The organism is Saccharopolyspora sp. ID03-671 (genome assembly GCF_045278815.1).
In the GTDB taxonomy this organism is placed as follows: domain Bacteria; phylum Actinomycetota; class Actinomycetes; order Mycobacteriales; family Pseudonocardiaceae; genus Saccharopolyspora; species Saccharopolyspora ipomoeae.
This window is the reverse complement of record NZ_CP134054.1, coordinates 1,233,442-1,248,348: the sequence shown is the minus strand read 5'-3', so window position 1 is coordinate 1,248,348 and position 14,907 is coordinate 1,233,442. Positions and strand designations below refer to the sequence as shown.

The following is a 14,907-nucleotide window of genomic DNA, read 5'->3' as shown; positions in this document are numbered from 1 at the left end:
GGACGCGAGGAGGCGCTGTGGCGATTCGGGTGGCTCACCTGGGGACCGGGAACGTGGGGCGGCTCGCCCTGGCGGGGCTGATCGAGGCGGACGAGTGCGAGCTGGTCGGCGTGTGGGTGTCGAACCCGGACAAGGTCGGGCGCGACGCCGGTGCCCTCGCCGGGCTCGACGTCGTCACCGGCGTCACCGCGACCGGTGAGCTCGACGACGTACTGGCCGCGCGCCCGGACTGCGCCGTGTACTGCGCGATGGGCGACACCCGCCCGGTGGAGGCGATCGCCGACGTCCGGCGGCTGCTGGAAGCCGGGATCGACGTCGTCGGCTCGGCCCCGGTGACCTTCCAGTACCCGTGGCAGGTGTTCCCGCCGGAGATGATCGACCCCGTGGAGCGGGCCGCCCGCGAGGGCGGAGCGAGCCTGTTCATCACCGGCGTGGACCCCGGTTTCGCCAACGACCTCATCCCGTTCGCGCTGGCGAGCACCTGCCGTCGCGTCGAACGGGTGCGCTGCCTGGAGATCGCCGACTACGCCACCTACGACGGCGCCGAGGTCATGTTCGACGTCATGGGCTTCGGCAAGCCCGGGGACGAGACGCCGATGCTCTACCGACCGGGCGTGCTCGGCATGGCGTGGGGGACGACGATCCGGCAGCTCGCGGCGGGTTTCGGCATCGAGGTCGACGAGATCACGGAGCACGTCGAGCGCGAACCCGCGCCGGAGGCGTTCGACGTCGCGGCCGGCCACATCCCCGCGGGCGGCACCGCCGCGGTCCGCTTCGAGATCACCGGCGTGGTGGACGGTGAGCCCGCGATCGTCGTCGAGCACGTGACCCGGCTGCGCGACGACCTGCGGCCGGACTGGGCGCGACCGGCCCAGCCCGGCGGTTCCTACCGGGTGGAGATCACCGGTGAGCCGTCCTACGCCGTCGACATCTGCCCGAGCAGCCGGGAGGGCGACCACAACCACGCCGCGATCGTCGCCGCCGCGGGCCGCATCGTGAACGCCATCCCGGCGGTGGTGGCCGCAGAACCCGGCATCCGCACGACCCTCGACCTGCCGCTGGGGACCGGCAGGGGTCGGTTCAGTCGTGCGGCACGTCGGCGGTGAGCCCGCCGTCGACGACGAACTCCGAGCCGGTCGCGAACGACGACTCCTCGCCGGCAAGGAACACCACGAACGTCGCGACCTCCTCCGGGTCGGCGGCGCGGCCCAGCGGGGTCTTGATCATGTCCTCGGGGATGTTCTCGGTCATCGGCGTGCGGATCAGCCCGGGGTGCAGGGAGTTCACCCGGATCTTGTGCGGTGCGAGCTCCAGCGCCGCCGACTTCGCCAGCCCCCGCACGGCCCACTTGGTGGCGACGTAGCCGTGCGCCCAAGGGCTTCCGCGCAGGCCCTCGATCGACGAGACGTTGATGATCGAGCCGCCACCCGCCGCCTTCATCGGCTCCACGGCGGCCTGCATGCCGAGGAACGTGCCGGTGAGGTTGACGTCGAGGATCTTCTGCCAGCGCGCCAGGTCGAAGTGCTCGATCGCGCTGCCGTTGACGATGCCCGCGTTGTTCACGAGGACGTTGAACAGCCCGAACTCGGCCACCGCGAGCTCGGTGGCCCGCGCCCAGTCCTCGGGCTCGGTCACGTCCAGGTGCACGTAGCGAGCGGCCTCGCCGAGCTCGTCGGCCAGCGCCTGGCCCTGCTCGTCGAGGATGTCGCCGATGACGACCCGCCCGCCCTCGGCGACGAGCGCCCGAGCGTGCGCGGCGCCCATGCCCCGAGCCCCACCGGTGATGACGGCTGCTTTGCCCTCCACGCGTCCCATGCCGGACGACGCTACCCGAGATGTAGAACATGTTTCAATCTCGAGCGCGCTGACCAGGTCGATCATGCGTCCGACGGGAGGATTAGGATGGTCCGGATGACCGCATTCGACGACCTCGACCACCTGGACGCCTCGGCCCTGCCGGAGCGGCAGCAGCGCATCCTGGCCACCATCCGGGACTGGGTGGTCGAGCACGGCTACGCGCCGAGCACCCGGCAGATCGGTGAGGCGGTCGGGTTGCGCTCCACCTCCTCGGTGTCCCGGCACCTGGCGGCCCTGGAGGACAAGGGCTTCCTGAAGCGCAGCGAAACCCTGTCCCGGCCGATCGACGTGCGACTCTTCCTGCGGGACGGGCGTTCCGGGTCCGGCGACGAGCGCAACGTGCCGGTGCCGGTCGTCGGCGACATCGCCGCCGGAACCCCCATCGCCGCCGAGGAGCACGTCGACGACGTGCTGACGCTGCCGCGCGAGCTCACCGGCCGCGGCAACGTGTTCGGGCTGCGCGTGCGCGGTGACTCGATGGTCGACGCCGCCATCTGCGACGGCGACATCGTCGTGGTGCGCCAGCAGTCCGAGGCGCACTCCGGGCAGATCGTCGCCGCGATGCTCGACGACGAGGCCACGGTCAAGGTCTTCCGCCGCCGCAACGGCCACGTCCACCTCGAACCCCGCAACCCCGACTACGAGGTCATCGACGGCGACGACGCCGTCATCCTCGGCACGGTCGTCTCCGTGCTCCGCAACGTCTGAGCGGACTCACGCGTGGGCGCGCAGCGCCGCGATGAGCCACTCGAAGTTCGGCACGTGCGGCTCGAACGCGGGCCAGCCGTTGAGCACGCCCAGCAGCTGCCAGTAGCGCTCGACGCGCCGATCGGTGAAGGTCTCGACCGTGTCGGCCAGCGCCAGCCGCTCCTCCGCGCCCAAGCCCGGGTCGACGATGCGGTCCAGGAACTCCGCGCCGCGGGCGGATTCCGGTGCGACGCCCTCGCGCAGCGCCTCGGCGCCGTGCTCCATCACCTTCTCCGGCGTGTAACCGCCCGGCTGCTCGATGCCCCGGGCCCCGGTCACCGCCATCTCGCGGCAGCGGCGCCGGAAGTCCTCGTCGGCGACGAGCTCGGCGAGCTCGACCCACGCGTCCACCTGCTCGGTGGTGGGATCGTCCGGTAGTGCCGGTGGCATCGAGCGCATGCCCTGGGCGATGTGCGCGCCCGGGGCGTCGTCGTCGATGCCCTCGAAGGTCGTGCCGACGAAGTCGTCGATGATGCGCTGGCGCTCGTCGGCCGACATCTTGGCCACCTCGTGCATGGTCCTCATCTCCTCGGTCGTGGTTCCTCGGCGAGCGATCCACCGCAGCACGGCGCGCCGGGTCTGGAGGGTGCGCAGCTCCCCGTCGAGCGCCCGCAGGTGCTCCTCGGCCACGTCCTGGACCGTGACCTGGCGCGACAGCACCTGCCGCACCGAGGCCAGGTCCAGCCCCAGTTCCCGCAGCGTGCGCACCAGGTCCAGGCGCGCGACGGCTTCGGCGTCGTAGAGCCGGTAGCCGCCGGCCGAACGCCCGCTGGGCGTCACGACCTCGCTGTCGGACCAGAAGCGGATGGTCCGCACCGCCAGTCCGGTCCGCTGCGCCAGCTCACCGATGGTGAACAGCTCGGGTTCCTCGCTCACGGGATCCACCTTCAACCTTCCACCGACTGGAGACTCAAGCCCATTTTCCACCGGAAGTTCCGAGAGCCCCATTCGTCACCCCGACGGCACCTCGGACGGGCCGCGCGCGGAGCGCTCGGCCGGGTTCCGGCACCGGTACGGGTGTTCGGTTTTCGGGGGAGCGCACGGCCGCTCGGTGATCCATGTGATGAAGTCCACAGTGGATTATCGGAACAGGTTCGTACCGTGCCGTTTTGGTTGTTCCACTTTCGGTTGATCCTTTGTGGACTCCCGCCTCACGGGGAGGTTCGACATGCCGCCCGATCGGTGAACGCGGACGATCGCGCCTCTTCAGTTTCGATCTTGATCCGGTCGATACTTCCCGACGAAGCGGACAACGGAGGAACCGCTCGAACGAATCGGAGGAATGGGATGACCGCTGTCGGACTGAATCGATACGGGCCGGCGCCGGAAGTGCGGGCCCTGAACTGTCCACTGTGCACCGACGAGGTGCGGTGGCTGGAACCCCCGCTGCAGCGCTGGTTCTGCCCCGACTGCGCCGTGTTCTGGCGCGACCCCTGCGGACCCGGGCTGCTGGAAGACCCGATCCGCACCGGCGGCGCCGTGATCACCACCGCCCCGGCGCTGCTGGGAGGGGACCGGTCGTGACCAACACCCAACCGGTCCAGGTGCACAGCTGCACGCGGACCATCACGCCCGCGCACACCGTGCCGAGCATCCTGCCCGGAACCCTGCTGGCGCGGCGCGGCGAGCCGGTGCTCGCCACCGGCACCATGATCGCGATGCTGGAGGACGCGACCTGGGAGCTGCTGGCCCCCGACGTGCCCGACGAGTTCGCGATGCTCGGCTGCGGCGGGGTGTACGAGCACACCGCGCCGACGCTGCCCGGTCAGGTGGTGCGCATCGAGGTCGAGCGAGGCCCGGCGCCCGACGTCGGCCGCCAGACCTGGACCGCCCGCGCGATCAACGTCGACACCGGCCGGCAGGCCGGGGTGCTGCACCACCAGGTGGCCACCGTCGACCGCGCTCGCTTCCACCGGAAGCTCTACCGATGAGCGCTCCGTTAGCCGAACACCTGGACGCGGCCTGCTCACCCGCGCAGACGCGAGCAGGCCGTCCAGGACGCGCGTCTCAGCCCAGCGCCGCCCGGAGCTCCTCCGGCGCGGGCAGGGCGTCGAAGACGACCTCGGCGCCGGCGGACCGCAGTTCGTCGGCGCTGTGGGAACCGGTGGCGACCGCGATCAGCCGCGCACCCGACTCGTGGGCCGCGCGCACGTCGTTGAGCGTGTCGCCGATGAGCACGATCCGCTCGGGGGAGAAGTCGATGCCGAGCTCCCGCGCCGCCCGCTCCCGGGCGACCGGCACCAGACCGCCCCGGCGCAGGTGGTCGTCGCCGAAAGCGCCGATCGCCAGGTCGAAGTGGCCGAGCAGGTCGAACGCGTCGAGCTTGATCCTCGCGACCTGCGCGGTGTTGCCGGTCAGCACGCTCTGGTGCACCGCCGGGTCGGCGTCGAACGCCGACAACGCCTCCCGCACCCCGGGCAGCACCCGGCCGCGGGCGACCAGCTCCCCGCGCACCTCGTCGAAGACCTCGGCCAGCGCCGCGGTCATCGCCGCCACCCTCTCGCGGGTCGGTTCGAGGGCGTGGGCGCGCAGCATCAGGTCGATGGTGCCGAGGTCGGTGCGCCCGTCCATCATCGCCCGCTCCCGCACGGGTTGTCCGGTGACCTGCGGGAAGATCCGCTCGTAGGCCGCGCCGCCCAACCCCACCGAATCGATCAGCGTGTGGTCGACGTCCCACAACACCAGCCGGTCGTCCACAACGCTCCTCAGGGCTGTTCCGCGGTCGGATGCGGCTCCGCCGCACGCATGAACCCTAGTCGGTCGAGGGCTTCTGCCCCGCGGTGTGCAGGCCGCGAACTTCCTCGCGCAGCTGCTGGAGCTCGGCGAGCAGGATCGCGGTCTGGTTCTCCTCGGCGCGCTCGTGCTCGCGGGCCACCTGCGACTCCATCGCCGAGACCGTCACCGCGATGAACAGGTTGAGCACCGTGAAGGTGGTGACCGCGATGTAGCCGATGAAGAAGATCCAGGCCAGCGGCTCGGCCTCCATCACCGACCGCGCCACCTCCGACCAGGCCTCCCCGGTCATGACCTGGAACAGGGTGAACAGCGAGGCGCCCAGGTCGCCGAAGTACTCCGGGGCGACGGCGCTGAACAGCTTGGTGGCGATCACCGAGCCCACGTAGAGGATCAGCGCCAGCAGCGCCGCGATCGAGGCCATGCCCGGCAGCGCGCCCAGCAGGGCTCCGACGACCCGCCGCATGCTGGGGATCGCCGAGATCAGCCGCAGCGCCCGCAGGATCCGCAGCGCCCGCAGCACCCCGAGCGAACCCGTCGTCGGCAGCAGCGCGACGCCCACGATGATCGCGTCGAAGCAGTTCCACGGGTCGCGGAAGAACCGGGGCCCGTGCGCGTAGAGGCGTGCGGCGAGCTCGACGGTGAAGATCAGCAGTGCGATCCGGTCGGCCGCGTGCAGCACCTCGCCGTAGTCCTCGACCAGCGACGGCGAGGTCTCGCAGCCCAAGGTCACCGCGTTGAGCAGGATGACCCCGATGATGAACTGCTGGAACCGCGGTGCCTCGACCAGCTCGCGCAACCGTTCGCGTGTGCTCACGTGTCGTCCCCCGACGTCGTACTCGGTGTGATCGCCGATCAACTTAACCGGCGACGTCCGGGATCCCGCGCAGGCACGACCGACTGTCGTCCACGGCACAGCGGGGTCAGGCCCGGCGGGCGTGCAGCGCGCGCACCTCCAGCGCCAGCTCCGGGTCCGGTCCGTCGACGTCGACACCCGGTGCGACCGCCTCGATCGGCAGCGACGCCACGGGCGAGGCGGGAAGCCCCAGCTCACCGGCCCACTGGCCGAGCTGCGCCGACGACGAGGCGTAGACGATGCGGCCCAGCCCCACCCAGGCGTGCGCCGCCGAGCACATCGGGCAGTGCTCGCCGGAGGTGTAGACGGTGCAGCGCGGGCGGACCCCGGCGACGACGTTGTCCGCCGCCCAGCGCGCGATCGCGAACTCGGGGTGCTGGGTGCGGTCGCCGCCCGACACGTGGTTGTGGTCCTCGAAGAGCACGTCGCCCTCGGGGGAGACGAGCACGGAACCGAACGGTTCGTCCCCGGACTCCAGCGCGCGGGCGGCGAGCCCCACGGCGCGGCGCAGGAAATCGCGGTCGGTGTCGCTGATGGTCATGCGTTCACGCTAGCGCGAGGCCCCAGCGCTCACCGGCCGCGCGCGGACGGGGGAGGCAGCACGTCCTGCGACGGGCGCAGACCGTCGATGAGCAGCGCGAGGTAGCGGCGGCGGTCCCGGCCCTCGGGGTCGTCGGGGTGGACGGTGCTCAGCACCATGAAGATGACCGCGGCCAGGTCGCGGACCTCCAGCTCCGGCCGGACCACGCCCTCGGCGATCGCGCGGTCCAGCATCCGCCGCAGCGAATTCGCGCACCGCTGCACGCTTTCCACGTCGACGACGCGGGCCTCCCGGGCCACCGCGAGCAGTCCCCGGCGCCGGGCGAGGGAGTCGACGGCCGTGCGCAGCAGGTCGGTCAGGTGGTGCCAGGCGTCGTCGGTGCGCGCGTCGGCCACCGGCTCGACCTCGGTGGTGAGCACGTGGTCGAAGGCCGCGCGCACCACCTCGTCCCGGTTGCCGAAGCGCCGGTAGAGCGTCGCGACGCTCACGGCCGCGCGGTCGGCGATCTCGTCGAGCGTGACGTCCGGCCCCGCGTCCTCGAACGCCGCCAGCGCGGCGTCGACGATCCGCTGGTGGTTGCGCGCGGCGTCCGCCCGCAATGTCCGCTCTGCCATGGCACGGGACCGTAACAGCACCGCACGGCCGCGAGCTCAGGCGCTCACCAGGTCAGCTCCAGCCGTTCCAGCCCGTAGACGGCGTTGAAGACCCGGAAGTCCGGCTGCGCGTCCGGATCCGCCAGCGCCAGTCCGGGGAAGCGGCGCAGCAGCGCCGGGAAGGCGATGCGCATCTCCATCCGCGCCAGCGGGGCGCCGAGGCAGTGGTGCACGCCGTGGCCGAACGCGAGGTGCCCGCCGACTCCCCGGGTGATGTCGAGGGTCTCCGGGTCGTCGATGAACGAGGCGTCGCGGTTGGCGGTGGGGATCGACAGCATCACCAGCTCGCCCTCCGGGATGGTGTTCCCGGCGATCTCCACCTCCTCGGTGGTCATCCGCATCGCCACCGAGTGCACGATGGACAGCCAGCGCAGCAGCTCCTCCACGGCGGGCTCGATCATCGCCGGGTCGTCGCGGACCAGGGCGAGCTGGTCCGGGTTCTGCAGCAGCGCGAGGGTTCCCAGCCCGAGCATGTTCGAGGTGGTCTCGTGCCCGGCGAGCAGCAGCAGCGAGCAGATGCCGACCAGCTCGTCGGTGGTGATGTCGGAACCGTGCTCGCGCACCAGCATCCCGAGCATGTCCTCGCCCGGGTCGGCCTGGGCGCGCTCGACGAGCCCGGCCATGTAGTCGCGGTTGGCGTGCTGGGCGGCCATCCGCTCATCCGCCGGCAGCGAGGTGTCGAGCAGGCGGGCCGAGATGCTCTGGAACTCGTCGCGATCCGAGTAGGGCACGCCCAGCAGCTCGCAGATCACCAGCGAGGGCACCGGCAGCGCGAAGTGGGACACCAGGTCGGCGGGCTTGCCCGCCCGCTCGACGTCGTCGAGGGCGGCCTCGACGATCTCCACGATCCGCGGTTCGAGCCGGCGCATCCGGCGCACGGTGAACTCCGGGGTGAGCATCCGGCGCAGCCGCGAGTGCTCCGGCGGGTCGTAACCGAGCAGGCCACCGGCCCGCAAGCGGGCGGCTTCCTCGGCGCTGAGCCGGGCTTCCAGCGGTGAGGTGGCGCGGGCCCGGGCGTTGCTGAACCGCGCCGGGTCGCCGAGCACGCGTCGCACGTCGGCGAAGCGGGTCACCAGGTACCCGGTCTGGCCGAAGGGCGAGTCGACCCGCACCACGCCGTCGCCGTCGCGCACCTCGCCGAGCTCGGCGGCGGGCCCGAACCCGTCGCGTCGCATCGGCAGCGCCAGTTCCGCCGTCATCGTCCGCCCGCCCTTCCTCGCGTTCCACGTCTAAGTGAGAGGTTACTAGCACTTAGGTGGGGCCCGCCACGCTCATCCGGTGGGAGCGCGCTCCGCGACGGTCTCGGGTGCCCGCTCCGGGTTCCTGCGGTGCAGGAACAGGATCAGGGCGAGGAAGACGACCACCGCCGCGAGCGTGACCAGCAGCCACGCCGACCAGCCCGCGGCGTCGGCCAGCCGGGGGGCCAGCAGCACCGCCGCGAGCACGACGAGCCTGCTGACCAGGTGCTGCAGGCCGAAGGCCGTGCCCTCGGCGTCGACGTGGGTCTCCTCGACGTAGGCGGCGAAGGCCGCCATCCACGGCCCGAAGATCGCACCGAGCGCGACGCCCAGGCCGATGAACACCACGACGACGGCCGGTGCGGGAGCGTCGGTGCCCAGTCCCAGCAGGGCGATGAGCGCCAGCAGCGCCGCCGCCGAGGTCGCTCCGCCGGTGAGCAGGAACGGGGTGCGCCGCTGGAGCCGGTCCGACCAGCGCGAGAGTCCCAGGCTCGCAACGAGGTTCGCGCCCCAGAAGAACATCATGATCAGCGACGCGATCCGCACCGGAACCCCGAGCGCTTCGCCGAGCAGGACCTGGCCGTAGGCGTTGAGCGTGCCCAGCAGCAGGAACAGCGCCGACATCGCCGCCACGTAGGTCCACGCCGTCGCGTTCCGCAGCGGGGAGCCGGTCCTGGTCGGCGTGATCGGCCGGACGGCCTCCTCGGACAGCCGGATCTCACGCCGCACCGGCGGGGCGAGCTCGCGCAGCGTCGCGGCGACCACGACCGCGCCGGCCAGCGAGATCCCGGCCATCAGGTAGAGCTGCGCCTGCCAGGTCCCGCCGAGCAGGTCCAGCGTCAGCGCGGTGATGGCTGCGGCGAAGAAGTTGGCGCCGACTGTGCCCCAGGAGAAGAACGCGAACGCCTGCGCCCGGCCCATCCGCGGCGCGAAATCGCGCACCAGCGGCGCACTTCCGGCTGCCGCGATGCCCTCGACGAGCGCGAGCAGGACGCGTGCGGCGGTGAACTGCGCCTCGGAGTTGGAGGTGGCCATGAACAGGCACGCCAGGCCGGACAGGAACAGGAACGGCACCATCAGCCGCACCCGGCCCAGCCGGTCCACCAGCTTGCCGCCGACGAACCCGGCCACCGCGCCGACCAGCAGCGACACCGCGGTGATCGCGCCGTAGCGGCCCAGCGGCATGCCCAGGTCGGCGAGCAGCAGGCTCAGCACCGGCGCGAGCTGCCCCTCGTAGGCGGTGAGGAACATGGCCAGGATCGCGGCGGCGAGCAAACCGCGCCGCCGCGCGCCGGTCGGATAGGTCTGCAGCTCACGACGATGTGGCAGCACGGCACCGCTCCTCACTGTTCGAGACAGCAGGTCCAGTCATGGACAAGCTGTCCAGAAACTAACCCGAGGTGCGGGTCGGCTCAAGCGGCTCTCAGGATTCGAGGTCCGGTGGCGGGCCGTCGAAGCCGAGGCCCCACCACCGGCCGTGCCGGGACAGCGAGGCCAGCATCCGCGCCGCCTCCGGCAGCGGCATCGGCGGTTCCGGGCTGGCGAAGTACCAGGCCAGCACGGCGGTCACCTCGCCGACCCAGGTGCGCGCCAGCAGGTCGATGTCCAGTCGCGGTGTCACGCCGTTGGTCTCGGCGCGGCCGGAGAACTCGGCGCGCACCGACCGGGACAGCGCCTCGGTGAGCGCGTGCAGCGCCCGGCCGTCGCCGTCGCCGCGCAGGATCAGCCGGTAGACCTCGCTGCGCTCCTCGGCGTGCTCGAACAGGGCGCGCACCGGGCGTCCGTTGAAGCCCTCCGCCGTGTCCAGCGCGGGTTGAGTGCGCTCGGCGAGCTCGCCGAGCAGGGTGCGCACGACCGCGTCGAAGAGCTCGTCCTTGTCGCTGTAGTGCGTGTAGAACGTCGCGCGCCCGACGTCGGCCCGCTCGGCGATCTCCTCGACGGTCAGCGGGGCGTAGCCGCGCTCCAGGGCGAGGTCGACGAGGGCGGTCTGCAGCGCGGTGCGGGTGCGCCGCGTCCTGCGGTCCTCGCGGCGCGGGGTGTCCCGGCGGGAGCCGCCGGTCGTGGTCGGGGCGTTGGTGGGCATGCGCTGATTCTGCCAGCGGACGCCCTGGACATTCCTGGACAGTCTGTCTATAAATGGTCATCATGTTGCGAACAAGTGGCGTGAACCTCGGTCACTACCTGACGCGCACCGCCCGGAACCGCCCGGACGTGACCGCGCTGACCTGCGCGGATCAGCGCTGGACCTACCGGGAGCTGGATGCCGAGAGCAACCGGATCGCCTCCGCGCTGCGGGCCCGCGGATGCACCGAGGGCACCCGCGTGGCGACCCTCGCGGGCAACCGGGGCGAGCTCGTCGTCGTCGAGATGGCCCTGTGCAAGGCCGGTCTCGTGCGCGTTCCGCTCTCGCCGCGGCTGTCGCCGGCCGAGATCGGCCAGGTCGTCGCCGACGCCGAGCCGCGAGCGGTGTTCGTCGACCGGGCCCACCGCGACACCCTCCGCCCGATCCTCGGCGACGACGTGCTCGTGGTGGAACTCGATGCGGGAGAAGGTCTCTCGTACTCCGAGCTGGTCGCCGAGGGCGACGAGGCGGAGATCGCCGTCGACGTCTCGCCCGACGACCCGGCCGTCCTGAACTTCACCTCCGGCTCCAGCGGCACCCTCAAGGCCGCCGTGCAGACCGTCGGCAACCGGCTGGCCTGCCTGCGCAAGCTCGCGATGCGCGGCACCGGCGAGACCGAGGTCTACCTCGCGCCCGGTCCGATCACCCACGCCAGCGGCATGGGCATCCTGTCCTGCTTCTTCCGCGGGTCGACCGTGGTCGTGCTGCCCGCCTTCGACGTCGAGGGCTACCTCGACGTGCTCGAACGCGAACGCGTCACCACCACGTTCCTGGTGCCCGCGATGCTCAACCGGGTGCTGGCCTCGCCGACGCTGGCCGAGCGCGACCTGTCGAGCCTGCGCTCGCTGACCCTCGGCGGCGCCCCGGTCAGCCCCACCCGGCTGCGCGAGGCGGTCGCGGCCTTCGGGCCCGTCGTCGCGCAGGGCTACGGGCAGGCCGAGACCACCAGCGCGATCACCCACCTCTCGGCCGAGGAGATCGCGCACGCCGTCGAGGCCGACCCCGAACTGCTGCTGTCGTGCGGACGTCCGGTCTTCGACACCGAGGTGCGCGTCGTCGACGACAACGGGAAGCCCGTGCCGCCCGGCGAGATCGGCGAGGTCGTCGCGCGCGGCCCGGACTGCGTGCGGCAGTACCACCGGGCGCCCGAGGCCAGCGCCGAGACGTTCCGCGACGGCTGGGTGCGCACCGGAGACCTCGGCCGGTTCCGCGAAGACGGCTACCTGTTCCTCGTCGACCGCAAGAAGGACATGATCGTCTCCGGCGGCTACAACGTCTACTGCACCGAGGTCGAAGCCGCCCTCTACACCCACGCCGACGTCGACGAGGCCTGCGTCTACGGCGTTCCCGACGACGAGTGGGGCGAGACGGTCAAGGCGTGCGTCGTGCGCCGCCCCGGATCCGACGTCGACGCCGACGCGCTGGTCGAGGCCTGCGCGGCCCGCATCGCCCGGCACAAGCTCCCGCGCGTCGTCGAGTTCCTCGACGCCCTGCCCCGCACCCGCACCGGCAAGGTCGACCGCCGCGCGCTGCGCGAACGCGACTGGACCGGCGTCGACCGCCGCATCGGCTGAGCCCCAGGAGACCGCATGAGCGACATCAGAACCTACGCCGACCAGGTCTGGAACGGCGAGCTCGACGACCACATCGCCGGGAGCGCTCGCGGTGAGGCCGTCGTCGACATCGCCGACGGGCTGGGCCTGCTGCCCGGCTTCGGCAACGCCATCGCCTTCCGCTCCGCCGACGAGCTGATGCTCTTCGACACCGGCAACCCGCTGTCGGCGAAGCGCACCCACGCGATCCTGCGCGAGTGGAGCGCCGACCCGCTGACGCTGGCGTTCTACTCCCACGGCCACATCGACCACGTCGGCGGGCTCGACCCGTTCGACGCCGAACCCCGTCCGCCGCAGGTCATCGCCCAGGAACGGGTCCGCGACCGGTTCGACCGCTACGCGCTGACCGCCGGCTACAACGCCCTGATCAACCGGCGCCAGTTCGGCATCGCCGACCTGCGCTGGCCGCGCAGCTACCGGCTTCCCGACGTCACCTTCCGCGACGCGCTCACCCTCACCCGCGCCGGGCTGACCTTCGAGCTGTTCCACGCCGAAGGCGAGACCGACGACGCCGCGGTCGCCTACGTCCCCGAGCACCGGCTGCTGCTGCCCGGCGACCTGTTCGTCTGGGTGAGCCCGAACTGCGGCAACCCGCAGAAGGCGCAGCGCTACCCCAGGGAGTGGGCGCAGGCGCTGCGGCGGATGGCCGGGCTCGGCGCCGAGATCATGCTGCCCTCGCACGGCGCCCCGGTCTTCGGCGCCGACCGCATCGAGCAGGCGCTGACCGAGACCGCGGAATGGCTCGAATCCCTGGTGGAGCAGACGCTCGGGATGATGAACGGCGGCCACCCGCTCGACGAGATCGTGCAGCGCGTGAGCCCGCCGCCGCACCTGGCGGACCGGGTCTACCTGCGCGCCCGCTACGACGAACCGGAGTTCGTGGTGCGCAACCTCTGGCGCCGCTACGGCGGCTGGTACGACGGCAACCCGGCTCACCTCAAACCCGCCCCCGACGCGGTGCTGGCCGCAGCCGTGGCCGAACTCGCCGGTGGCGCGCGGGTCCTCGCCGACGCCGCGCTGCGCGCCCGCGACACCGGAGACCTGCGGCTGGCCGGGCACCTGGCCGAGATGGCCACCCGGGCCGAGCCGGGAACGCCCACGCTGCACCGGGTTCGCGCCGAGATCTACCAGGCGCGGGCCGAAGCGGAGGAATCGCTGATGGCGCGCGGGATCTTCGGCGAGACCGCCCGGTCCTCCCGCGAGTTGGCAGGGGAGGAGACGGCGTGAGCTTCGAGCTCGAACCCACCCACGACCACGATCCCGAACTCGCCGGGTTGGTCGCCGAGCTGCGCGAGTACCTGCACGGCGAACTCGCCGACTACGAGCGGCGCCACGAGCTCGACCACGAGTCGAACTACGGGCGCGAGATCCTGCAGCCGGTGTGGAAACGCGCCCGGCAGCTCGGTTTCTACGGCATCCACCTGCCGCCCGAGCACGGCGGGCGCGGGCTCAGCGCCACCCGGCTCGCCGTGCTCAAGGAGGAGGTCGCCGCGTCCGGCAGGGTGCTCGGCCACAGCGTGCTCGGTGACATGGGCGGACCGCTGCGCGCCGGTGCCATCTTCGGTCACGCCACGCCGCGGCAGGTCGAGCGCTACCTGCGACCGGTCGTCGAGGGCGACCGCGCGTGCTGCTTCTCGCTGACCGAACCGGACGCGGGCTCGCACGTCCGCGCCATGCGCACCACCGCCACGCCGGACGGCGAGGGCTGGCGGATCAGCGGGCACAAGGTGTTCAGCTCCGCCGGGCCGTTCGCCGACTTCTCGGTGCTGGTGGCGCGGATGGCCGGGGCGCAGGAGAGCTACTCGGCGTTCCTGGTCGACCTCGACTCGCCCGGGTGCTCGGTGCTGCCCGGCGAGGTGCCGCTGTCCGGCCAGCACATCGAGGCGGACATCGTCCTCGACGACTGCTACGTCGGGCCGGAGCAGCTGCTCGGCGACGTGGGGGAGGGGCTGCGCATCGGACTCGGCCGGGTCACCACCAACCGGTTGCTGCACTGCCCGACGGTGCTGGGCAGCACCCGCAGGCTGATCGCGCTGACGCGGGAGCACGTCCGGGGTCGTGAGGTCGCGGGCGGGCCGATGGCCGGGTTGCAGAGCGTGCAGCACAAGCTCGCCGACATGGCCACCGCCCACTACGCGGCGCGCGCCATGACCTACGACGCGCTCGCCGACCTCGACGCAGGCGGGCGCCCGGCGACGGAGGCGTTCATGTGCAAGCTGTTCGTCGCCGAGAACGCCTTCCGCATCGCCGACGACGCGATGCAGCTCCACGGCAAGGCCGGGATGGTCCGCGGCTCGGAGGTCGAGTCGCTGTTCCGCCGACTGCGCATGTTCCGCGTCCTCACGGGTTCCTCCGAGATCCAGAAGAACGCCATCGCGAAATCCCTGCTGGGCTGACGCGCCGACCCCGAACGGTCCCCACGACGCCCCCCGCAGCGAGTTGACCCGATTTCAACGGAAGTCGGACCCCCGATTTCCACTGAAATCGGGGCGACCGCGGGAGAGCCGGGGCCGTTCGGGTCGGAATCCGGCATCGGGTGGTCGTCGG

At 71.9% G+C, this 14,907-nt stretch carries 16 protein-coding genes; 7 read left to right on the top strand and 9 right to left on the bottom strand.

The window, feature by feature from the left end:
* The first annotated feature begins 17 nt into the window (after positions 1-17).
* Positions 18-1,106 (top strand): diacylglycerol kinase, encoded by a 1,089-nt coding sequence (locus REH65_RS05895; RefSeq protein WP_406691612.1) that lies wholly within the window; start codon positions 18-20, stop codon positions 1,104-1,106.
* Here REH65_RS05895 and REH65_RS05890 read toward each other — a convergent pair.
* A complete protein-coding gene (locus REH65_RS05890; protein WP_406691611.1) occupies positions 1,081-1,815 on the bottom strand; it encodes a glucose 1-dehydrogenase in 735 nt (244 codons plus the stop codon). The genes REH65_RS05895 and REH65_RS05890 overlap by 26 nt on opposite strands.
* A 96-nt stretch (positions 1,816-1,911) precedes the next feature.
* Between REH65_RS05890 and lexA the strand changes: the two genes are divergently transcribed.
* Complete coding sequence (gene lexA, locus REH65_RS05885; protein WP_281455615.1) at positions 1,912-2,565, top strand: transcriptional repressor LexA; 654 nt, start codon at positions 1,912-1,914, stop codon at positions 2,563-2,565.
* Positions 2,566-2,571: 6 nt separating this feature from the next.
* On the opposite strand, the gene REH65_RS05880 is transcribed toward lexA, so the two are convergent.
* Positions 2,572-3,480 carry a MerR family transcriptional regulator gene (locus REH65_RS05880; protein ID WP_406691610.1) on the bottom strand — a complete coding sequence of 303 codons (909 nt, stop codon included), beginning with the start codon at positions 3,478-3,480 and terminating at the stop codon, positions 2,572-2,574.
* Between the two features lie 411 nt (positions 3,481-3,891).
* Between REH65_RS05880 and REH65_RS05875 the strand changes: the two genes are divergently transcribed.
* Both REH65_RS05875 and REH65_RS05870 read left to right on the top strand, forming a co-directional pair.
* Positions 3,892-4,128 carry a hypothetical protein gene (locus tag REH65_RS05875; RefSeq protein ID WP_406691609.1) on the top strand — a complete coding sequence of 79 codons (237 nt, stop codon included), beginning with the start codon at positions 3,892-3,894 and terminating at the stop codon, positions 4,126-4,128.
* The gene (locus REH65_RS05870; protein WP_281455612.1) at positions 4,125-4,535 is read left to right on the top strand and encodes a thioesterase, FlK family; all 411 of its coding nucleotides are present in this window, start codon (positions 4,125-4,127) and stop codon (positions 4,533-4,535) included. Before REH65_RS05875 ends, REH65_RS05870 begins: the two co-directional genes overlap by 4 nt.
* Before the next feature lie 76 nt (positions 4,536-4,611).
* Here the strand turns inward: REH65_RS05870 and REH65_RS05865 are convergent, their stop codons facing one another.
* The 7 genes from REH65_RS05865 to REH65_RS05835 form a co-directional block, all read right to left on the bottom strand.
* Complete coding sequence (locus tag REH65_RS05865; protein WP_406691608.1) at positions 4,612-5,301, bottom strand: HAD family hydrolase; 690 nt, start codon at positions 5,299-5,301, stop codon at positions 4,612-4,614.
* 55 nt (positions 5,302-5,356) lie between these two features.
* Entirely contained in the window at positions 5,357-6,154 is a 798-nt protein-coding gene (locus tag REH65_RS05860; protein WP_406691607.1) for an ion transporter, read from the bottom strand.
* Positions 6,155-6,260: 106 nt separating this feature from the next.
* Positions 6,261-6,734 (bottom strand): nucleoside deaminase, encoded by a 474-nt coding sequence (locus REH65_RS05855; RefSeq protein ID WP_406691606.1) that lies wholly within the window; start codon positions 6,732-6,734, stop codon positions 6,261-6,263.
* 29 nt (positions 6,735-6,763) lie between these two features.
* Entirely contained in the window at positions 6,764-7,348 is a 585-nt protein-coding gene (locus REH65_RS05850; protein WP_406691605.1) for a TetR/AcrR family transcriptional regulator, read from the bottom strand.
* 44 nt (positions 7,349-7,392) lie between these two features.
* On the bottom strand, positions 7,393-8,586 hold the full coding sequence (locus tag REH65_RS05845) for a cytochrome P450 (protein ID WP_406691604.1): 1,194 nt from the start codon (positions 8,584-8,586) through the stop codon (positions 7,393-7,395).
* Positions 8,587-8,658: 72 nt separating this feature from the next.
* Positions 8,659-9,957, bottom strand: a complete 1,299-nt coding sequence (locus REH65_RS05840; RefSeq protein ID WP_406691603.1) for an MFS transporter — start codon at positions 9,955-9,957, stop codon at positions 8,659-8,661.
* 91 nt (positions 9,958-10,048) lie between these two features.
* Positions 10,049-10,708, bottom strand: coding sequence for a TetR/AcrR family transcriptional regulator (locus REH65_RS05835; RefSeq protein ID WP_406691602.1), 660 nt, complete (start codon positions 10,706-10,708; stop codon positions 10,049-10,051).
* 62 nt (positions 10,709-10,770) lie between these two features.
* Between REH65_RS05835 and REH65_RS05830 the strand changes: the two genes are divergently transcribed.
* The 3 genes from REH65_RS05830 to REH65_RS05820 are packed head-to-tail and all read left to right on the top strand — an operon-like array spanning position 10,771 to position 14,756.
* Positions 10,771-12,321: a class I adenylate-forming enzyme family protein gene (locus tag REH65_RS05830; RefSeq protein ID WP_406691601.1), complete on the top strand. Its 1,551-nt coding sequence runs from the start codon at positions 10,771-10,773 to the stop codon at positions 12,319-12,321.
* Between the two features lie 15 nt (positions 12,322-12,336).
* Positions 12,337-13,587 carry an alkyl sulfatase dimerization domain-containing protein gene (locus tag REH65_RS05825; protein ID WP_406691600.1) on the top strand — a complete coding sequence of 417 codons (1,251 nt, stop codon included), beginning with the start codon at positions 12,337-12,339 and terminating at the stop codon, positions 13,585-13,587.
* Entirely contained in the window at positions 13,584-14,756 is a 1,173-nt protein-coding gene (locus REH65_RS05820) for an acyl-CoA dehydrogenase family protein (RefSeq protein WP_406691599.1), read from the top strand. Before REH65_RS05825 ends, REH65_RS05820 begins: the two co-directional genes overlap by 4 nt.
* Positions 14,757-14,907 lie beyond the last annotated feature (151 nt).